The organism is Pseudomonas cerasi (assembly GCF_900074915.1).
GTDB lineage: Bacteria > Pseudomonadota > Gammaproteobacteria > Pseudomonadales > Pseudomonadaceae > Aquipseudomonas > Aquipseudomonas cerasi.
In genome coordinates this window covers 191,570-211,286 of sequence record NZ_LT222319.1, presented here as the reverse complement: position 1 = coordinate 211,286, position 19,717 = coordinate 191,570, and the positions used below count along the sequence as shown (strand labels likewise).

General features: G+C 59.2%; 22 protein-coding genes and 1 pseudogene. 9 read left to right on the top strand and 14 right to left on the bottom strand.

Annotated elements, in window-relative coordinates:
* Positions 1 to 14: 14 nt before the first annotated feature.
* Positions 15 to 1,535: an amino acid ABC transporter permease/ATP-binding protein gene (locus PCPL58_RS03390; RefSeq protein WP_065348817.1), complete on the bottom strand. Its 1,521-nt coding sequence runs from the start codon at positions 1,533 to 1,535 to the stop codon at positions 15 to 17.
* A 526-nt stretch (positions 1,536 to 2,061) separates the two neighbouring features.
* Between PCPL58_RS03390 and PCPL58_RS03385 the strand changes: the two genes are divergently transcribed.
* Complete coding sequence (locus tag PCPL58_RS03385; protein ID WP_065350990.1) at positions 2,062 to 2,925, top strand: LysR family transcriptional regulator; 864 nt, start codon at positions 2,062 to 2,064, stop codon at positions 2,923 to 2,925.
* A 22-nt stretch (positions 2,926 to 2,947) separates the two neighbouring features.
* Positions 2,948 to 3,052: pseudogene (locus tag PCPL58_RS32530) on the top strand (addiction module antidote protein, HigA family); the annotation flags it as partial.
* Positions 3,053 to 3,096: 44 nt separating this feature from the next.
* Here the strand turns inward: PCPL58_RS32530 and PCPL58_RS03380 are convergent.
* Positions 3,097 to 3,372, bottom strand: a complete 276-nt coding sequence (locus PCPL58_RS03380; protein WP_065348816.1) for an accessory factor UbiK family protein — start codon at positions 3,370 to 3,372, stop codon at positions 3,097 to 3,099.
* Between the two features lie 417 nt (positions 3,373 to 3,789).
* Between PCPL58_RS03380 and glnK the strand changes: the two genes are divergently transcribed.
* The 4 genes from glnK (at position 3,790) to sutA (ending at position 6,594) form a co-directional block, all read left to right on the top strand.
* Complete coding sequence (gene glnK / locus PCPL58_RS03375; protein WP_002555808.1) at positions 3,790 to 4,128, top strand: P-II family nitrogen regulator; 339 nt, start codon at positions 3,790 to 3,792, stop codon at positions 4,126 to 4,128.
* 33 nt (positions 4,129 to 4,161) lie between these two features.
* Positions 4,162 to 5,499, top strand: coding sequence for an ammonium transporter (locus PCPL58_RS03370; protein ID WP_003435008.1), 1,338 nt, complete (start codon positions 4,162 to 4,164; stop codon positions 5,497 to 5,499).
* Positions 5,500 to 5,740: 241 nt separating this feature from the next.
* Positions 5,741 to 6,160 (top strand): secondary thiamine-phosphate synthase enzyme YjbQ, encoded by a 420-nt coding sequence (locus PCPL58_RS03365; RefSeq protein WP_065350989.1) that lies wholly within the window; start codon positions 5,741 to 5,743, stop codon positions 6,158 to 6,160.
* Positions 6,161 to 6,264: 104 nt separating this feature from the next.
* Positions 6,265 to 6,594 (top strand): transcriptional regulator SutA, encoded by a 330-nt coding sequence (gene sutA, locus PCPL58_RS03360; protein ID WP_003367546.1) that lies wholly within the window; start codon positions 6,265 to 6,267, stop codon positions 6,592 to 6,594.
* A 70-nt stretch (positions 6,595 to 6,664) separates the two neighbouring features.
* Here the strand turns inward: sutA and PCPL58_RS03355 are convergent, their stop codons facing one another.
* From PCPL58_RS03355 to lptM, 6 genes are read right to left on the bottom strand one after another with little or no spacing between them, the layout of a single operon-like run.
* Positions 6,665 to 7,357, bottom strand: a complete 693-nt coding sequence (locus PCPL58_RS03355; RefSeq protein WP_003435013.1) for an HAD family hydrolase — start codon at positions 7,355 to 7,357, stop codon at positions 6,665 to 6,667.
* Positions 7,350 to 8,249, bottom strand: a complete 900-nt coding sequence (gene xerC, locus PCPL58_RS03350; RefSeq protein WP_003367550.1) for a tyrosine recombinase XerC — start codon at positions 8,247 to 8,249, stop codon at positions 7,350 to 7,352. Before xerC ends, PCPL58_RS03355 begins: the two co-directional genes overlap by 8 nt.
* A 2-nt stretch (positions 8,250 to 8,251) precedes the next feature.
* On the bottom strand, positions 8,252 to 8,986 hold the full coding sequence (locus PCPL58_RS03345; protein WP_003367552.1) for a DUF484 family protein: 735 nt from the start codon (positions 8,984 to 8,986) through the stop codon (positions 8,252 to 8,254).
* A gap of 13 nt (positions 8,987 to 8,999) precedes the next feature.
* Entirely contained in the window at positions 9,000 to 9,830 is an 831-nt protein-coding gene (dapF, locus tag PCPL58_RS03340; RefSeq protein ID WP_044310515.1) for a diaminopimelate epimerase, read from the bottom strand.
* 5 nt (positions 9,831 to 9,835) lie between these two features.
* Positions 9,836 to 11,083, bottom strand: a complete 1,248-nt coding sequence (lysA, locus tag PCPL58_RS03335) for a diaminopimelate decarboxylase (protein WP_003425829.1) — start codon at positions 11,081 to 11,083, stop codon at positions 9,836 to 9,838.
* A 9-nt stretch (positions 11,084 to 11,092) separates the two neighbouring features.
* Positions 11,093 to 11,239 carry an LPS translocon maturation chaperone LptM gene (gene lptM, locus PCPL58_RS03330; RefSeq protein WP_002555817.1) on the bottom strand — a complete coding sequence of 49 codons (147 nt, stop codon included), beginning with the start codon at positions 11,237 to 11,239 and terminating at the stop codon, positions 11,093 to 11,095.
* Between the two features lie 237 nt (positions 11,240 to 11,476).
* On the opposite strand from lptM, the gene cyaY reads away from it, so the two are divergent.
* From cyaY to rnk, 3 genes are all read left to right on the top strand, one after another.
* Complete coding sequence (gene cyaY, locus PCPL58_RS03325; protein WP_002555818.1) at positions 11,477 to 11,809, top strand: iron donor protein CyaY; 333 nt, start codon at positions 11,477 to 11,479, stop codon at positions 11,807 to 11,809.
* A gap of 2 nt (positions 11,810 to 11,811) precedes the next feature.
* Positions 11,812 to 12,048 (top strand): DUF1289 domain-containing protein, encoded by a 237-nt coding sequence (locus PCPL58_RS03320; RefSeq protein WP_003318094.1) that lies wholly within the window; start codon positions 11,812 to 11,814, stop codon positions 12,046 to 12,048.
* A gap of 134 nt (positions 12,049 to 12,182) precedes the next feature.
* Positions 12,183 to 12,590: a nucleoside diphosphate kinase regulator gene (gene rnk, locus PCPL58_RS03315; protein WP_003367560.1), complete on the top strand. Its 408-nt coding sequence runs from the start codon at positions 12,183 to 12,185 to the stop codon at positions 12,588 to 12,590.
* A 93-nt stretch (positions 12,591 to 12,683) separates the two neighbouring features.
* On the opposite strand, the gene PCPL58_RS03310 is transcribed toward rnk, so the two are convergent.
* The 6 genes from PCPL58_RS03310 to rimB all read right to left on the bottom strand — a co-directional run bounded on the left by PCPL58_RS03310 (position 12,684) and on the right by rimB (position 19,711).
* Positions 12,684 to 15,530 carry a class I adenylate cyclase gene (locus PCPL58_RS03310; protein WP_065348815.1) on the bottom strand — a complete coding sequence of 949 codons (2,847 nt, stop codon included), beginning with the start codon at positions 15,528 to 15,530 and terminating at the stop codon, positions 12,684 to 12,686.
* Between the two features lie 181 nt (positions 15,531 to 15,711).
* Positions 15,712 to 15,960: a TIGR02647 family protein gene (locus PCPL58_RS03305; protein ID WP_003367562.1), complete on the bottom strand. Its 249-nt coding sequence runs from the start codon at positions 15,958 to 15,960 to the stop codon at positions 15,712 to 15,714.
* Between the two features lie 216 nt (positions 15,961 to 16,176).
* Positions 16,177 to 16,452, bottom strand: a complete 276-nt coding sequence (locus PCPL58_RS03300; protein ID WP_003344493.1) for a hypothetical protein — start codon at positions 16,450 to 16,452, stop codon at positions 16,177 to 16,179.
* Between the two features lie 91 nt (positions 16,453 to 16,543).
* Positions 16,544 to 17,875, bottom strand: a complete 1,332-nt coding sequence (gene gltP, locus PCPL58_RS03295) for a glutamate/aspartate:proton symporter GltP (protein ID WP_065348814.1) — start codon at positions 17,873 to 17,875, stop codon at positions 16,544 to 16,546.
* Positions 17,876 to 18,332: 457 nt separating this feature from the next.
* Entirely contained in the window at positions 18,333 to 19,238 is a 906-nt protein-coding gene (rimK, locus tag PCPL58_RS03290; protein WP_003318100.1) for a 30S ribosomal protein S6--L-glutamate ligase, read from the bottom strand.
* A complete protein-coding gene (gene rimB / locus PCPL58_RS03285; protein WP_003367567.1) occupies positions 19,235 to 19,711 on the bottom strand; it encodes a retropepsin-like aspartic endopeptidase RimB in 477 nt (158 codons plus the stop codon). Before rimB ends, rimK begins: the two co-directional genes overlap by 4 nt.
* Positions 19,712 to 19,717: the final 6 nt, after the last annotated feature.

Here is a 19,717-nt window from a genome sequence, read left to right as displayed (position 1 = left end):
TCTTCAACAAGGCCTCAGGCCAGTGAGACATCTTTAAGAAAGGCTTCAACGCGGGGGTGCTGGCCGTCGCGTAGCGCTTGGGGTTTGTCATCGCAGATCACGCGTCCCTTCTCCATAAAGACGATGCGGTCAGAGACCTTGAAGGCGAAGTTCATTTCATGGGTCACGATGACCATCGTGATGCCTTCCTGGGCCAGGGTTTCAATGACCTGCAACACCTCGTTGACCTTCTCCGGGTCAAGCGCCGAGGTGGGCTCGTCGAACAGCATGATTTGCGGGCGCATCATCAGGGCGCGAGCGATGGCGACACGTTGCTGCTGGCCACCCGACAACTGATGCGGGTATTTCCAGGCGTGCTCCATCATCCCGACCTTGTTCAGCAATTCGTAGGCCTGCTGCTTGAGCTCGGGGACTGGAGCCAGGCGGTGATAACGCGGGGCCAGCAGCAGGTTGTTCAACACCGTCAGGTGCGGAAACAGGTTGAAGCTCTGAAACACCATGCCGATGTTCAGGCGGTAGGCCGCGTTCTCCACGTAACGCGGCTTTTGCGCGCCCTGGCGAACCAGGTGAATGAATGGCTGGCCGTTGATCTTGATGTCGCCGTTGTCGATCTGCTCAAGGCCATTGAGCAGACGGATCAGCGTGGTTTTGCCCGAGCCTGATGGGCCGATCACCGACACCACCTCGCCGGAATTAATCTGCAGGCTGACCGCACCGAGCACTTCGATGTCGTTGTACGCCTTGTGCAGTCGCGTCGCTTGCAGTGCCGGCCCTTCGAAGTCGATGACAGGACGAGCGACAACCGCCGATTTGCGGCTGGCCAGCTCAAGCATTTCGGCGTCCGGCGTGCGGGTCACCTTGTGCTGCGTGACGTCCAGATAGCGCTCCAGGCGTTTGAGCAGGAAGTCGAATACGGTCACGATCAGCACGTAATAGAACGCCACGGCCGCCATGGTTTCCATCACCAGAAAGTTCTGCGAATACAGGCGCTGACCGACCATCAGGATCTCGGTCAGCGAGATCACTGAAACCAGTGAACTGAGTTTGACGATGGAGATGTATTCGTTGGTCAGCGACGGCAGCGCCACACGCAGCGCCTGCGGGATCACGATCCGCCATTGCGTGCCCACGAAACGCAGGCCCAGTGCCCGGGCAGCTTCGGTCTGGCCCTTGGCGATGGACAGCAGGCCGCCGCGATGAATTTCCGCGACGTAGGCCGTTTCGCACATCACCATGGCAATCAGGCCGGCCCAGAACGGGTTGGCCAGCACCGCCGAGGTAGCGGGTACTGCCTGTGGCAAGTTGTAGACAAAGATCAGCAGTACCAGTAACGGTAAACTGCGAAATAACCAGATATAGGCTTTGGCCGGCAAGTTGATCAGCGGCAAAGATGATTGTTTGGCCAGCGCGAGAACAAAACCCAGAACAATACTGATGACCCAGGTCAGTACACTGAGTTGAATGACCGTCCAGGTGGCCATCCAGAATTCCGTATCGCTGAACAGGCCAAACATGTATTTCCAATCAAACGTCATTGTCGGCTCGCTCGGCAAATTGAATAGTGATGGGCGACGTCCTGTTGAAGTTGAAACGGGACGCTGTCCGTTTGCCCTTCTGAAGCCATCATGATTGATGCCAGGTCCGGCCGCCAAATAGTAAGTTTTGGCCCGCAGCATAGGAAAATCCTAAGCAGAGATGCCTGTATTCATCTCCAGGGCGGCAGCGCGTTAAAAAGGCTTAGTGATGCTTTAGTGTCACACCGAGTGGATTGCACACTTTTAGGGCGATTGAATAAAGACGCCGCGATAATCGCTCGTAATAGGTGCGCCGCCCGCATTTGCGGGCTTGTCTGGCAAGCGTCTATTATTTAGGGATGCTGCTGAATGAGCATGGCTAGCGGCGGGCTCGACTAATACCGCAAGACGCAAGCGGCTGGCACGCTCCTCGCTAAGCATAGGTAAAAGCTATTCAAGTGCAGCCGTCCAGGGTCTGCTCAGCACGAGGTAACACGTGGCTCACTTCACCTTGAAACAGCTCAAGTATTTCGTGACAGCGGTCGAAATGGACAGCATTGCCAAGGCCTCGCGACAGCTGCATATTTCGCAGCCGTCTATTTCCGTCGCCATCAAAAATCTCGAAGAAGCCTTCAATCAGCCGCTGTTTGTCCGTCACCACGCTCAAGGTGTTTCGCTAACTTCCGGTGGCGGGAAAGTGTATGAGAAAGCCAAAGAGTTGCTGCGACTTTCCGAAGAGCTCGAACAAAACTCCCGGGCTGAAAACAAACACGTCTCCGGCACTATCGCCATTGGCTGTTTTGAATCGGCCGCCCCGCTTTACATGCCCAGACTGGTGGCCGGTTTCAAGCGCTTATACCCGGACGTCACCATTCAGCTCTATGACGGCGAGCAACATGAACTGATGCACGGGCTGCACCGTGGGCGCTTCGATCTGGCGTTTCTGTACGACCTGGAACTGGGAACCACGATCAACAAGGAGGAATTGAATGCACCGCACAAGCCCTATGCGCTGCTGCCAGCAGCCCACCCTCTTGCCGGAAAGAAAACCGTGACCTTGCTGGAACTGAGCCACGAACCGATGATCCTGCTCGACGCCGTACCCAGCAGGACCTACTTCATCGATATCTTCACGGAAAAGGGCTACGCGCCGGTGGTCGCGTACAGTTCACCATCGATCGAAATGGTGCGCTGTATGGTCGGCCAGGGCCTGGGGTTTTCGGTGCTGGTCACGCGCCCCAGAACCAACATGACCTACGACGGCGAGCTGCTGGTGCAGCTCGATATCGAAGACGACATGCCCGCCTCCACCCTGGTCATGGCCTACCTGCGCAACAACCAGCCAACCCGTGCGACACGCCTGTTCATGGATTATTGCCGGACCATTGAGCTGGCACCGCCTGCAGCCTGAAGGCGCTTGCAAATCGTGCAACGAATGCTGGCTGAACCTGCAACTTACTCACCACCTGGGCAAGACAGAAATGGAAAAGGCCGTTCAGATTCGCGAGCAGGTCAGGTGCCTGGCTCGCTGTGCATGACAATGTTCAGCGCTGCAGCGCACTGACTGCAAAACAAGGAAAGCTTATTCGGCTTTTTCAGTCCCTGCCGCCCCGCCAGCCTTCTCTTCCAGCTCGGCCATCTTGGCCTCCAGCGCTTCCAGGCGGGCGCGGGTGCGGGCGAGGACGGCCATCTGGCTGTCGAACTCTTCACGGCTGACCAGATCCAGTTTGCTGAAGCCGCTTTGCAGCAGGGCCTTGAACTGGGTTTCGAATTCGCTACGCGGTACAGGCGTTTCGCCTTTGAACAGGCGAGAGGCGTGGCCGCTGAGAGCGTCAAGAAAGGCTTTGGGCGCGAGCATGGTGATTTTCCTGAATCAGAGGCCGGCAGTGTAACACGCAGTGTCTATAGTCAATCCCAGGTGCGCGATGCACGCTTATGGAGCGCGATGACGGGCACATGAGCACCATTGCTGTGCATTCGCTCCTTGATGGACCCTGCAAGGTCGTGCAAAACCAGCCCAAGAGCCTGTATTCAATGAATATTCGCGAGATGGCAAGCTTTCTGCTTAGTGGCTTATGACCCATGCACTGATGCAGTCGCTGTGACGAATGCAGTGCGGCAGGCGGAGCGGGGAAGTGTTTCGTCAGAAGCGGTTTTCTGGAGTTGGTCTGGCCTGATCAGGCGGCCAGCACGTTACAAAGCCAGACACTGCGCTTAGACTTGAGTCGGGTTTGTTTTCCTGGGGCAAGTCCACCAAATTCGGGAGAAAGTTTTCATGAAGCTAGTCACTGCCATCATCAAGCCGTTCAAACTGGATGACGTGCGCGAGTCGTTGTCTGAAATCGGCGTGCAGGGCATCACCGTCACTGAAGTCAAAGGCTTCGGGCGTCAGAAGGGTCACACTGAGCTTTATCGCGGTGCTGAATACGTCGTCGACTTCCTTCCCAAAGTGAAGATCGATGTCGCCATCGATGACAAGGATCTGGATCGTGTCATCGAAGCCATAACCAAGGCTGCCAACACTGGCAAGATCGGTGACGGCAAGATTTTCGTGGTCAATCTGGAACAGGCCATCCGCATCCGTACCGGCGAGACCGATACAGACGCTATTTAAGCCGCCAAACCCAACGCCCCAGGAGAAAACAATATGACTCTGCGTCAATTCGCAGGGCTCGGTGCCCTGTTGTCCCTCGCATTACCTGGTCTTGCCCTGGCGGCTGACCCAGTGGCCGAGCCGGTGCTGAACTCTGGCGACACTGCATGGATGCTGACCTCGACCGCTCTGGTCCTGTTCATGACCATCCCCGGTCTCGCGCTGTTCTACGGCGGCATGGTTCGTTCCAAGAACATTCTGTCGGTGATGATGCAGTGCTTCGCCATCACCGGCCTGATCAGCATCCTGTGGGTCGTCTACGGCTACAGCATCGCGTTTGACACAACCGGCATGGAAGCGGGCGTCGTCAACTTCAATTCCTTCTTTGGCGGTATGGGTAAAGCGTTCCTGGCAGGCATCACGCCGGCAAGCATTACCGGTCCTGCTGCGTTGTTCCCTGAGGCGGTGTTCGTCACCTTCCAGATGACCTTCGCAATCATCACCCCTGCCCTGATTGTCGGTGCTTTCGCAGAACGCATGAAGTTCTCCGCGATGCTGGTGTTCATGGGTATCTGGTTCACTCTGGTCTACGCGCCAATCGCCCACATGGTCTGGGGCGGCGTCGGTGGTTTGCTGTGGGACTGGGGCGTTCTGGACTTCGCTGGCGGCACCGTCGTACACATCAACGCCGGTATAGCCGGTCTGGTGGCCTGCCTGGTACTGGGCAAGCGCAAAGGCTTCCCGACCACGCCGATGGCACCGCACAACCTGGGTTACACCCTGATCGGCGCAGCGATGCTCTGGGTCGGCTGGTTCGGCTTCAACGCCGGCTCCGCGGCTGCAGCCAACGGCACTGCCGGTATGGCCATGCTGGTTACTCAAATCGCTACCGCGGCCGCCGCACTGGGCTGGATGTTCGCCGAGTGGCTGACTCACGGTAAGCCAAGTGCTCTGGGTATCGCTTCGGGCGTGGTTGCCGGTCTGGTTGCCATTACCCCTGCCGCCGGTACCGTTGGCCCGATGGGCGCTTTGATCATCGGTCTGGCAGCGGGCGTGATCTGCTTCTTCTGCGCAACCAGCCTCAAGCGCAAGCTGGGCTACGACGACTCCCTGGATGCGTTCGGCGTTCACGGCATCGGCGGTATCGTCGGCGCGATCCTGACCGGCGTGTTCGCAGCACCTGCACTGGGCGGTTTCGGCACCGTGACTGACATCGGTGCTCAGGTCTGGATTCAGTTCAAGGGCGTTGCGTTCACCGTTGTCTACACCGCAATCGTGACCTTCATCATCCTCAAGGTGCTGGATGCGGTCATGGGGCTGCGCGTCACCGACGAGGAAGAGTCTGTCGGTCTGGACCTTGCGCAACACAACGAGCGTGGCTACAACTTGTAAGCTTCGGCCTACGCAAAAAAGAATGCCCGGTCTCCGGGCATTTTTTTGTCTGACGTTTGTGGATATACCGCCGCTTTTTGCTGTCATTGATCTTGCCCGTGTCAATGATTTCGGCACCGTGACGCAGCGCAGGTAACGAGGTTGCGACAGTCTTCGTCAACTTGCAGGGAAGCCGGTTTATTGCGCGCTTTGCTTTTTTCTCAGTCGAGTTAGAATGCGCGCCGAAGGTGCGGAGAACGGTATGTGGCATCAATCCAGGATTGCCTTGCGGGCCAGGCCCCGCGGGTTCCATCTGGTGACTGACGAGAGAGTCGCGGGTTTGCCCGCATTACGCGATTGTCGTGTCGGGCTACTGCATGTATGGCTGCAACATACCTCGGCTTCGTTGACCGTCAACGAAAATGCCGATCCGGCGGTACGTCGCGACTTTGAGCGTTTTTTCAACCGTCTGGTGCCCCAGGGCGTGGACGGCTACGAACATGACGACGAAGGCCCTGATGACTTGCCAGCGCATTTCAAGGCCAGTCTGCTGGGCTGCCAGTTGCTGTTGCCGGTTACGGCTGGGCGACTGGCGCTGGGCACCTGGCAAGGTATTTACCTGGGCGAACATCGAGACGCTGGTGGATCTCGTAACGTCCTGGCCACCCTTCAGGGTGAGTAGACATCACCGCTGAGATCAGCGGTTGTTGAATTTTTCCGATCGCCTTAGCATTTCCGGGCGGTTGGGCTATAACTAATCAGCTTTCGCAAGTCATGAGGTACAACATGAGCGACGACGACGATATTAAGGATGATCTGGAAGACGATCTGGACGGCGAAGAAGACGATGGTCTCGCAGCTGCCTCCCCGGAAGACGAAGCAGCCGAACCAGACGATTCCGACGTTCCGGCGGCACCCGCAAAAGGCAAGGCCAAGGCTGCTGTCTCGGTCGATGAACTGCCCAGCGTAGAAGCCAAGAACAAGGAACGTGATGCGCTGGCACGTGCCATGGAAGAATTCCTGGCGCGTGGCGGCAAGGTGCAGGAAGTGGAGGCCAACGTGGTCGCCGATCCGCCCAAGAAGCCTGACAACAAATACGGTAGCCGCCCTATCTGAGGCTGCATGGCTGTATGAGGAAAGCCCGCCGTCGCTGCGGGCTTTTCTATGCGCGCCTGTCAGTGCGCTTTCAGGCCCAGCGCGCCAGCACCTCGGGCAGTTGCGACAGGTTGTGGATCTCGGCATCCGGCAGTCGATCCGCATCCCAGGCCTTGCCCTGCGGGTTGTACCAGATGGCGCGCATGCCAGCCTGCTGGGCGCCTGCGATATCGTCCCTGGGGTGGTCGCCGACATGCACCGCCGAGCCGGCATCGACCCTTGCGCGGCGTAGCGCCTCCACGAACGGCGCCGGGTCAGGCTTGCCGATGCCCAGGTCCTCGGCGCACAGCGCGAAGGCAAAGTAGTCTGCCAGTCCTAAACGACGCACATCGGCATTGCCATTGGTAATCACGCCCAGCGTGAAGGTCTTGGCAAGAATTTCCAACATCGGTTGCACCTCAGGGAAAATCTGCACCTGATGGCGGCCATGCAGGAAGACCTCAAAGCCCCGGTCGGCCAGGTCCTGTGCCGCGTCAGGGTCGTAACCGGCATCTTCGAGTGCATGGAACAGCACGCGGCGGCGCAAGGCGCTGATGCGGTGCTTGAAGGACGGGTCTTCAGCCACGAGACGCGAGCGGATTTCCCACAGGTGCTCGACAGGAACCGCCCCCAGCCTGGGCGCGTGTTCGCCCAGCCAGTCACGCAATGTGACCTCGGCACCGGCAATGGCAGGAGCGGTGTCCCAGAGCGTGTCGTCAAGATCAAACGTCACCAGCTTAATCATCTGCAGCTCCTTTACGTTTGGCTCGGGGATGGGCGCTGTCATAAACAGTAGCCAAATGCTGGAAATCCAGGTGCGTGTATATCTGCGTGGTCTTGATATCCGCATGACCCAGCAATTCCTGCACGGCGCGCAAGTCCTGTGACGATTCGAGCAGATGGCTGGCGAAGGAGTGACGCAGCATGTGCGGGTGCAGATTCTGCCCCAGCTCTCGCTCACCGGCCGCCTTGAGTCGCACCTGAATCGCGCGCGGGCCCAGGCGCCTGCCTTGCAGGCTGACAAATACCGCATCGTCCTGCGGATGGGTCAGGGCGCGTAACGGCAACCAGACTTCCAGTGCCTGACGCGCCTTGCTGCCCACAGGCAATACGCGGGTCTTGCTGCCCTTCCCCAGCACCTGCACCAGACCGTCGCGCAGGTCCAGTTGATCGAGGTTCAAGCCGGTCAGTTCGGACAATCGCAACCCTGATGAGTAAAGCAGCTCCAGAATGGCCTGATCGCGGTGCGCCAGAAAATCATCTTCAACGCCGCCGTCCAGCAATTGTGCGGTGCGGTCGGTGTCCAGGGTCTTGGGCAGACGCCGCTCGCCCTTGGGCGGTGACAGGCCGTTTGCCGGGTCGTGCTGGCAGATGCCTTCGCGATTGAGGTACTTATAGAAGCCGCGCACCGCCGACAGCATCCGCGCCAGGCTGCGCGAGGACTGGCCCTGCTGGTGCTGGCGGGCAGTGAAGCTGCGCAGGTGCTGGATATCGAGGTCACTCCAGCTCGACAACCGGGCCTTCTGGCAATACGCCAGAACCTTGCCCAGATCGCGCCGGTAGGCTTCCAGCGTGTGAGGCGACACCTGGCGCTCACTGCGCAGGTGCATGCAGTAGGCGTCCAGATGCTGTTCCATGGCTAGCGAACCGAGCGTAATGAGTGGGCGAAGCGCGGCAGCAGGCGGCTCAGCACGTCGGCGATATAGCTGAGAAACAGGGTGCCGACCGAGCTTTTGTAATGCTGCGGATCGCGGCTGCCGATGGCCAGCACGCCATGCAGGCCCAGATGATTGAGGCTGGCGATGGCGGTCGAACCGACTTCCTTGCCCTGTTCTGCACCAAACAGAAACGCCAGTTCATGCTCACGCAGGGCGCCGCAGATGATCTTCTCGCCAATCAGGCCGCCGATGGCTTTCTGTGCTTCGGCACCGCTGACCCAGCGCCCCACGGGCATCGGGCTGTCGCTGAACAGGATCAGGCTGACGAAGGGCACCTGAAAGTCCTGACGCAGGCTGTCTTCGACGGCGATGACCAGCTCGTCCAGGCTGGTCGCATCCATCAGCGCGAGGTTCAGGCGTCGGGTCTTCTCGAACAGGCGGTCGTTGTCCCGTGCGACGTCCATCAATTGCGACAGGCGATGGCGCATTTCGATATTGCGCTCGCGCAGCAGCTTGAGCTGACGTTCGACCAGCGAAACGGTGTCGCCACGCTGGTGCGGGATGCGCATCGACACCAGCAGCTCGTCGTGCTCGGCGAAGAAGTCCGGGTGCTCGAGCAGGAAGGCGATGACCGCCTCTGCTTCAAGGTCTGGCGCTGCGCTATCGACAGGCGATTCGCAGGGGGTGCCTGTTGAAGCGGGAGGTTGATCGGTCATGGTACTTACTCACTCAAAGACGAACTTGGCCTTCATAAACCCTGACTGCGGGGCCGGTCATCATGACAGAATGTCCCGGCCCAGCCCATTCGATGGACAGGCGCCCTCCGGGCAGGTCGATCAGCAGTGGCGAATCCATCCAGCCCTGACTGATGGCAGCGACAGCCGCCGCACAGGCACCGGTTCCACACGCCTGGGTTTCCCCGGCGCCGCGTTCCCAGACACGCAACTGCGCCCGCTGACGGTCCACAACGTGGAGAAAGCCGACGTTGACCCGGGCCGGAAAGCGCGGGTGATGCTCGATCTTCGGCCCCAGCTCATGCACCGGTGCGTTATTGATGTCATCGACCCGCAGCACGGCATGCGGATTGCCCATGGACACAGCCGCCATTTCGATACTCTGTCCGTCGACGTCAACGGTGTAACAGGTGGCCTGCTCCGCTGCTTCGAAAGGTATCTCTTCGGGGACAAACCTTGGCGGTCCCATGTCGACGCTGATCTGCCCGTCGCTGCGGATATCCAGTTCGATGATGCCGCTCTTGGTCTCGACGCGGATCTGCTTCTTGGCCGTCAGACGCTTGTCGAGTACGAAACGGGCAAAGCAGCGCGCGCCGTTGCCGCATTGTTCGACTTCGGAGCCGTCGGAATTGAAGATTCGATAGCGAAAGTCCACATCCGGGTTGTTCGGCGCCTCGACCAGCAAAAGCTGATCGAAACCGATACCGGTGTGGCGGTCGCCCCATTGTTTGGCGTGCTTGGGCAAGATATGCGCGTGCTGACTCACAAGGTCAAGGACCATGAAGTCGTTACCCAGCCCGTGCATCTTGGTAAAACGCAGCAGCATGGGGATTACTCCGGCAGCAGGCTTTCGCCAGCGAACAGCTCGGCCACGGTTTCGCGACGACGCACTTCAAAAGCCTGGGAACCGTCGACCAGCACCTCAGCGGCACGGCCACGGGTGTTGTAGTTCGAGCTCATGACGAAGCCATAGGCGCCGGCTGAATGAACGGCCAGCAGATCGCCCTCGGCCAGCGCCAGCTCGCGACCCTTGGCGAGGAAATCGCCGGTCTCGCAGATCGGCCCGACGATGTCGTACGCACGAGGTTCGCTGTCACGCGGACGCACCGCCGTGACATCCATCCAGGCCTGATACAGGGCAGGCCGGATCAGATCGTTCATCGCCGCATCGACGATGGCAAAATCCTTGTGCTCGGTGTGCTTGAGGTATTCGACACGGGTCAGCAGCGCGCCCGCGTTGGCGACGATGAAGCGGCCCGGCTCGAACAGCAGCCCCAGGTCGCGACCGGCCAGTCGCTCACGCACGGCCTTGATGTAGTCGGCCGCCAGCGGAGGTTCTTCGTCGCGATAACGCACGCCAAGGCCGCCACCCAGATCGATGTGGTGCAGATGGATGCCGCAGTCGCCCAGACGATCAACCAGGTCCAGCAGACGATCCAGTGCATCGATGAACGGTTCGAGCGTGGTCAGTTGCGAGCCGATATGGCAGTCGACACCGATCACTTCGAGGTTCGGCAGTTGCGAAGCGCGAATGTACACGTCTTCAGCCGCTGCAATGGCGATGCCGAACTTGTTTTCCTTGAGGCCCGTGGAGATGTAGGGGTGAGTGCCTGCATCCACGTCCGGATTGACCCGCAGCGATATCGGCGCACGAACGTTGAGTTCAGCGGCCACTTCCTGCAGGCGCTCCAGCTCGTCGGTGGATTCGACGTTGAAGCAATGCACGCCGACTTCAAGGGCGCGACGCATGTCTTCGCGGGTCTTGCCGACACCGGAAAAGACGATCTTTTCGGCTTTGCCACCTGCCGCCAGCACACGCTCCAGCTCGCCACGCGAGACGATGTCGAAACCGGCGCCGAGGCGCGCCAGGACATTGAGCACGCCCAGGTTGGAGTTGGCTTTGACGGCGAAGCAGACCATGTGCGGCATGCCGCTCAGCGCGTCGGCGTAGGCACGGTATTGCGCTTCGATGTGAGCGCGCGAGTAGACATAGGTCGGCGTGCCGAAGCGCTCGGCAATGGCAGACAATGCTACCCCTTCCGCGAACAGCTCACCGTCGCGGTAGTTGAAGGCGTCCATTGGAGTCCCTTAAAGGTGCTTGTGCGATTGCGATTTGGCTTGTTCGTCCGGGGTCTTGGTGTCATCCGGCAGATACAGCGGGCCTTTCTGGCCACAGGCTGTAACAAGACAAGCGACCGCGACAAGCGCAGCAAGCGAAGAGATCAGGCGCTTCATGGCGAAATCCTTTGTAAAAGCATTAATTGCGCCCGAGTATACCGACCCCCCGGCACCTTGCCTATGCGAGCGGCGTCCCGTCTGGCGGGCCTTTGGCGTGAAAGCCGCAGCAGAGCGGTGGTTGATCGGATTAATACGATCGTGTGTTGCCAATGATGAGTAAGCTTTGCATTTGCCTGCCTGCGTCCGTATCTTGCCCCTCTGCGCTATTTGCAGACACTTATCGAGGTTCCCGCAATGAGTTTGACCGAAGCCCGTTTTCACGACCTCGTCGATGCGACGCAGCAGGTGCTGGAAGATGTTTTCGACGAGAGCGGCCTGGATGTCGATCTGGAAAACTCGGCCGGCGTCCTCACCGTCAAGTTCGAAAACGGCTCGCAACTGATCTTCAGTCGTCAGGAGCCGCTTCGTCAGCTGTGGCTGGCAGCCCGCTCCGGCGGTTTCCATTTCGATTATGACGAAGAGAACAGCCGTTGGGCATGCGACACCAGTGATGAGCTGCTCAGCGAAATGCTTGCGCGCATCACCCTTGAGCAAGCCGGCGTCGAACTGGATTTCGACGAGATCTGATCGTGAGCCAGTCCCCCGTTCGACCGCCCAAGCCGCTTTTCAGCAACGTCAGCCCGGCAGTAGCCTCTCCGTGTATCAGCCTGTGTCGGCTCGATGAGCAGAAGGTTTGCCTGGGGTGCTTCCGTCATGTCGAAGACATCCGCGAATGGCGCTCGGCCGATGACGACCGCCGCCGCCAGATTCGCCATGAGGCCGATCAGCGTCGAGCCCGCGCCGAGGTTGATCAGGCCGCAGGCTGAAACCGCGTCGGGTTGTGTATTTATTGCGCTGTGTTAGTGTCAGGCCATGCCTCTGCAGATCAGGAGGCTCGTCAAACCCCGCCAATTGGTGGGGTTTTGTTTTATCAGGGAGAATAAAGGAGTCTGCCCAGACCATGACCACAGCACCTTCGATCATCCTCACCCGACTCGATGTACAGCGTCTTGAGAGCTTTATCGCCAGCCAGGACGAAGACACGCCGGGTATCCAGGCGTTGCAGGCCGAACTGGACCGCGCCGACCAGGTGGTTGGCCACGATGAAGTGCCTGCGGGCGTTGTGACCATGAATTCGCGTGTGCATTGCCGCGAAGAAGTCAGCGGCAAGGACTACCACCTCAAGCTGGTTTATCCACAGGATGCGGGCGCGGACGGCACCGTCTCGGTCCTGGCGCCAATGGGCTCGGCGCTGCTGGGCCTGCAAATCGGCCAACACATCGACTGGCCTGCACCGGGCGGCAAGACCCTGAAACTGACCTTGCTGGCAGTGGAGTATCAGCCGGAAGCGGCGGGCGAGTACGAGTAATCGAAGGCGCCGCATCCGTAGAGCGCGTCCGCATCCAGGATGCGGACGCAGAGCGTGCGGAACGATAGGCGCGCGCGGAAGGACAAGTGTACGTCAGGCCTGATCCATCGCCTCGTTCAGCAGCTTTTCCAGTTCGGCCTTGTGGCGCAGGAAGAGGATGCTTTGCCCGTGCTTGCCGTCCAGCAGACCGGAAAGATCCAGGTCGGTGATGTAACAGCGATAGCGCTGGGGCTCCAGGCGTTTGCCGAGGATTTGCTGCGCGACGGCGGCGTACAGTCGATCGCCGTATTCCAGTTCTGAAAACTCGCTGTTGTCGCAGTACAGGGTGGCGTTCAGTTGCCCTGGCGAGGTTTCCTCGATGATTGCCTGCACGTCGTAAAACGCCTTGTCCGCTGCAATCGGCACCAGTCGATGTTCGACACGTCGTGCAGGCCCAGCACCGGAGGGCAGCATCTGATAGTAAAGGGTTTCCAGCGTAACCGGCGCGGACGGATCATCCAGCGGCAATGAAGCGCCGCGGCGATAAACCAGCGCGTGAAGAAAGCGCTGCAGCGGCACCAGCAGGCTTTGTTCGTCGTGATACGGCAGACGCTGGTGCCAGAGCGAATTGTGTTCGTCGAGTACATACAGGTCAGCATCCGGCTCGTTGACCCGGTAGAACACCTGAATGCACTCCGGCTGACCCAGCGGCAGGATCAGGGACAGATCGTGATCATCGAGTGCCTGCGGGTCCAAGTGCAACGGGCTGTAGGACGACAGTTCCTCACCCAGGTACTTGAACAGACCCGGCAGGCTGTTGACCACCACATGTCCGATCTGACCCGGCTTCATCTCCAGCACGTGATACTGCTGCTGCACCTGAATCAGGTAACGGTGATTGAGCCGCCTCTCCAGTAACAAACGCGCCGTGCCGATCAGTTCTTCAACACGCTGGGCAATCGCGGGCGCGCGGTTGTGGCAGAAGCAGCGCACGTGAATCTGCGGCTGCTTACCACTCTGCGGCAGGCTGCCGAGCAGTTCGCTCATGCAGTCGAGCAGGGCGTGCGGGCCGTCGTAGCGGCTGACCAGGGTTTCGTTCCAGGTATTGAGGGTGATCTGGTCCAGCGTCAGCACCAGATTTTCCCGGACACCCGCATAACTGAGCGAGTCGGTGCGCTCGGTGGTCATCAGAATATTCAGGTCGCGGTGATGCCTGAGCGGATCGACGCCGACATTGATCAACAGCAGGATCTCACTGGGCGTACTGGGCATCAGCAACGCCTCATCGCTGACTTCGGGCAGTGGCAGTTGAATGCTCTGCTGCAAGGCGCCCATCAGGTTGAACAGCTCGAACTCGCTCAGGTCACTGGCGCCCGGGTGCAATGCCACGCGGGTGGTGCTGTCGATCACGGTATTGCGGTGGCACCAGGTCAGCAGGTCAAGCAATTCACGGCTGCGTTTGATGGGTGAGAAATTCGGCCACTCATGAATGCCCAGATTGCCGTTGAACAAGGCCCACTGATGCTTGCCGGGCTCGCGCTTATCGGGGGAATGCACCAGCGTCAGCGTATCTTCGGCAAGGTCAGGGGCGATGCCCGGGTTGATGAACTCGACCTTGCCCGCCTTGCGCTCAAAAGCCGCATAAAGGCGCCGCCCCAGAATGGTCAGGTCGCGGGCGTTGAGCGCATCGGCAGTGCTTTGCGTTTTGGCGAATCGGCTCTGAAAGCGGTAGCTGTAATTCAACTCGTTGACCAGTGCGCGGCGCTCGCCGGCCACCTGGCGGACTTTCCACTGGCTGCGGCTGTCGAGCAGCGCCAGTTGTCGCTCGTCCCACCCCCACTCCGTCGTCAGGCGTTCCAGCAGTTGACGCTGCCAACCGACGTTGCGCATGCGGGTCGACCCGGTGAGCTTCTTGTTGACCTTCAGGTACAGGCTGCGCCGCACCAACTCCAGGCGCTCCGGCTCGTTGCGTGCCTGCAGGTGCTCCTCGATACGTCGGTACACGACCACGTAAGGGTCCAGCTCATCCGGGTCCAGTTGATTGGCGAACACCGCTTGCTTGAAACGCAGACTCAGGCACTGCACGCGAGGATGCTCGCTGGAATAGACCTCGATCAACAGCAGCTTGAGCACAGACTTGTAGGGCGACTCGATGCCTTTGAACAACTGCCACAATCCGGCACCGATGAACTCGGCCGGAGGAATGTGCGACATCGGACCGAGATCGAGCACCTCGCTGGCGCGGATGAAGCGCTTGCTCAGCAGGGTATGGGTGTAATCCTCGTAATTCTGCTCCTCATAGACCGGCACCAGCCACCACATCGGGGTGCGCCCGGCGAGCCAGATCGCCGTGCGATAAAACTCGTCGAGCAACAGGTAATGCTGAGTAGTCCCGCAATCGTCCGAGCTGAGCTGCGAATCGCGCTCGCCACTCTTGAAACGCTGTGGGTTGATCAGAAAGAAATGCGCCTCTGCGCCCATCGTCGCAGCCCAGGCTTCAAGTGCCTGGCATTTCTTGCGCAGTTCGACGATAGCTTCCGGGTCCAGCTCGCTGTCGTGGCAGACCCAGACATCCATATCGCTTTGTTCAGCCTGAGCCAGTGTGCCGAGGCTGCCCATCAGAAACAGGCCATGAATCGGCTGGGGCGGGTTGCCGTGCCGGGCCTTGTAGGAAAAGGAGCGTGTCAGCCGCTGCGCCTCGGCCAGGGCCAGCGTGTCCGGCTCGTAATGCGAAACGCCAGCAGGCGTGCTGCCGGAAACATAACCGGGCAACAGCGGATGATTGACGTGAAAGAACAGCGGCAGCAGGGTCAGAACGCTTTGCTGGCGAGTCGACATACCTTCCAGCGCACGCGAGTATCGCCCGTCGTTGAGCGACAGGAAACGGTTACGCAGCTGGCTGAGAACCTTGCGGTCGATGCCCTCATCCAGGTCGGGGCGAATTTCAGGATTACGCGTCATCGCAACTCAAGGCATCTGGCCTGTGCAGGCGTGAATTACCGAGAAAGATGGCGGAGAAGGTTTGCAGCCGAGGGAAGCGGATCCGGTCGGATGGTTATTCTGGCGCCAACGTCCTGTATCGACTGGCGCTCGAATAAGTGAAGGGCCTGCCACGCTTTTTTGTGCGCAGGCCCTGCGCCTGTCAGGCAGCTTGTTTAGAGACGTTGAGGATGGTCAGCAATGATTGGGCATGCTGGGCGGCCTCGAGCCCGAGGCTGGTCAGATAACCGCCATCGACCTGGGTCGTCAGCCCTTTATCGAAGAGTCTTTGTGCTGCTGCGACGGCCGTGGGTGCCGCTACATGGTGGACTTTGAGGCCTTCCTGGGTGTTTCCCAGATTGAACAGTGCAAGGATTTCCAGTTCGGCAACCAACTCAGGGGTATACGACATAGGTACTCCAGACTTTTTGTAGTAGTACGACCTCACCGGCTGGTGGGTGTGCTCTGGAATCGACGTGTCCGATCTGCGCTCGTCGGTTCTGGATGACCGTTAAAGCCGGTTTGGCGTGTGGCCCCGGAGGATCAAGCGGCAGCGGGGCATTTGCAGTGTAGTCAGCGTCTGAGGTGTTTGCAGCATATATCTTGCTGGCATGCTCTGAGCGCAGGATTACTTTTCCGGCGGCAGGTCGGGCAGGGCGCGCAGCGCTGCTTCATACCATTGAGTGTCGAACGGACGGTCCTGCTCCAGCAAGGCATCGATCTCGATAGCCAGCACGTGGGCCATCATCTCCAGAATATCCTCACGCTCATAGTTCACCAGGGTCAGCATGTTGAAGACCGCTCTGGCTGCAGGCGGATTACCGGCTTCGATCTGGTTTTCGATGGCTTCGATCAGGGTCGAGGCAGCAAAGTCTTCTTCGTCATTATCGATGTCGTCGGTCATGGTCACTCCTCAGGTAAGGCAGGCAGTCTAACCGGCGACCTGAAAACAACAAACCCCGGAGGTCCGGGGTTTGTCAGTACATTGGCGAAGATCAGTCCGCTGTCGGCTGGCCCATCGGTACAGGCTCTTTGCTGCGCCAGTGCGGCAGGGATTCCCAGTAGCGTTCGCCCTTGGCATCGTCGTACATGCCTTCCCAGCGCGAAATGACCAGCACTGCCAGCGCATTGCCGATCACGTTCAAGGCGGTACGCGCCATGTCCATGATCCGGTCGACACCGGCGATGAATGCCAGGCCTTCCAGTGGAATACCGGCACTGCCCAGGGTCGCCAGCAGCACGACGAAGGAAACGCCTGGCACACCCGCGATGCCTTTGGAGGTGACCATCAGGGTCAGTACCAGCATCAACTGCGCGCCAATCGACAGGTCGATGCCGTACAACTGAGCGATGAAGATCGCTGCGATGCTCTGATAGAGCGTCGAGCCGTCGAGGTTGAACGAGTAGCCCGTAGGCACCACGAAGCTGCAGATCGCCTTCGGCGAGCCATACGCTTCCATCTTCTGGATCACGCGTGGCAGCACGGTTTCGGAGCTGGCGGTGGAGTAGGACAGAATCAGCTCGTCCTTGAAGATGCGCATCAGCTTGATGACCGAAAAGCCGAATGCACGAGCGATCAACCCCAGCACCACAAAGGCGAAGAAGGCGATGGCCACATAAACCAGAATCACCAGCTTGGCGAGCGGCAACAGGGAGGCGAAGCCGAAGTTGGCGACAGTCACCGCAATCAGGGCAAACACGCCGATCGGCGCGTAGTTCATGATCATGTGAGTGACCTTGAACATGGTTTCCGAGACACCCTGAAACAGTTTCACCAGCGGCTCACGGACCTCGGCCTGCAGGCTGGAAAGCCCCAAACCGAACAGCACTGAGAAGAAGATGATCGGCAGCATCTCGCCACGCGCCATGGCAGCGAAGATGTTGGATGGGATCAGGTTGAGAATGGTCGCGATAAATGCGTGATCGTGCTGAACCTCGGCCGTAGTCTGCTGATACTTGGAGATATCAACGGTGCCCAGGGTGCTCATGTCGATGCCGGTGCCCGGATGGAACACGTTGGCCAGCACCAGGCCCACCAGAATCGCGATAGTGGTGACGACTTCGAAATAGAGGATGGTCTTGAGACCGATACGCCCCAACTTCTTGGCATCGCCCACACCCGCGATGCCGACGATCAGCGAGGCAACAACGATAGGGATAACGATCATCTTGATCAGACGAATGAAGATATCGCCTGCGGGCTGCAGGATGTTGGTGATCCACCAGGCCTTTTCTGCGCTGAAATGATTGAGTAACGCCCCCACAGCGATACCCAGTACCAGTCCGATCAGAATCTGCCAGGCCAGACTCAGCTTTGCCTTCTTCATATTATTACCCTTGTTCAAAGTGGCTTGGGCACGTCCAAAACCAATGCGCCGAGCTGCTTTTTCACAGCAGTTTCGGGGCAGAAGCTCCCTTTGGAAATGTCCCGAGAAGGTCACCGCAGACGAGCATCCCAGCTCTGTAGCAGGCGAAAAACGTCGCAACTATTCCCATGGCGCGCGTATACGTCTAATGCCGTAAACGACTACCTCATGCATGATCGGCATACAAATACGGGAGAAATGTGTTGATTTATGTCACGCGGGAGGATGGCTATTCGGCGCGAAGCTGGCTATTACGTCGCCTTAAGCTGAACAGGGGAATACGGATACAAAGACGCGATGCAAAGACCCGGACTCGACTACCAGGCCTATTTACCTGATGTACGGTAGCTGAGAGCCCAGGCCAGTCTGTCCGCAGACAGAACGCCGGCCCGAGCAATCTGAACGGGTGCGGGACCCGTCAGCCCTTACCTTTGGTACGGGTCATGTGCGGGCCGCTGTTTTTCTCGAGGTACTCGATGATCATCCCGGCCACGTCCTTGCTGGTGGTCACTTCAATGCCTTCCAGGCCAGGCGAGGAGTTGACCTCCATCACCAGAGGGCCGTGATTGGAACGCAGGATATCCACACCCGCCACGCTCAGCCCCATGACCTTGGCTGCACGCAACGCGGTCATGCGCTCTTCAGGCGTGATCTTGATCAGGCTGGCGCTGCCACCGCGGTGCAGGTTGGAGCGAAACTCGCCCGGTTTGGCCTGACGCTTCATCGAGGCAATGACCTTGTCACCGACCACGAAGCAGCGAATGTCGGCGCCGCCCGCTTCCTTGATGTACTCCTGAACCATGATGTCCTGCTTGAGGCCCATGAAGGCTTCGATCACCGATTCGGCCGCCGTGGCCGTTTCGCACAGCACCACGCCGATCCCCTGAGTGCCTTCAAGCACCTTGATGACCAGCGGCGCGCCGTTGACCATCTGGATCAGGTCGGGAATGTCGTCGGGCGAGTGAGCGAAACCGGTGACCGGCAAGCCGATCCCCCGGCGTGACAGGAGTTGCAACGAGCGCAGCTTGTCCCGCGAACGGGCAATGGCGACCGATTCATTGAGCGGAAACACGCCCATCATTTCAAACTGACGCAACACCGCACAGCCATAGAAAGTCACCGAAGCACCGATGCGCGGGATCACCGCATCGAAGCCCTCCAGAGGTTTGCCGCGGTAATGGATCTGCGGCTTGTGGCTGGCGATGTTCATATAGGCGCGCAGGGTGTCGATCACCACCATCTCATGGCCACGCTCAATGCCAGCTTCGACCAGACGACGGGTGGAATACAGACGCGGATTACGCGAAAGCACAGCGATCTTCATGCAACACCTGAGGAAGTAGAGGCCGGGAACACCGGCTTGTCTTGTACGTAAGTTATGCCCGGATTGACCACCAGCTGGCCGTCGATCAGAGCCTTGGAACCCAGCAGCAGTCGATAACGCATCGACTTGCGGCAGGCCAGTGTGAATTCCACCGGCCAGATACGATCACCAAGCGCCAGCGTGGTGCGAATGACATAACGCACCTGCGCCTGACCGTTGGAGCTTTTAATGGTTTTCATGGCAACCAGTTGCGCCTCGCAGCGACGATGGCGCAACTGCACCACCGTGCCAAGATGCGCGTTAAAGCGCACCCATTTCTGGCCATCGCGTTCAAAAGGTTCGATTTCCGTGGCATGCAGACTCGACGTGCTCGCACCGGTATCGATTTTTGCCCGCAGGCCTGCCACCCCCAGATCGGGGAGCGCCACCCACTCGCGCAGGCCGATGACTGTCAGATGATCGAATGTCTTCAATGTGAT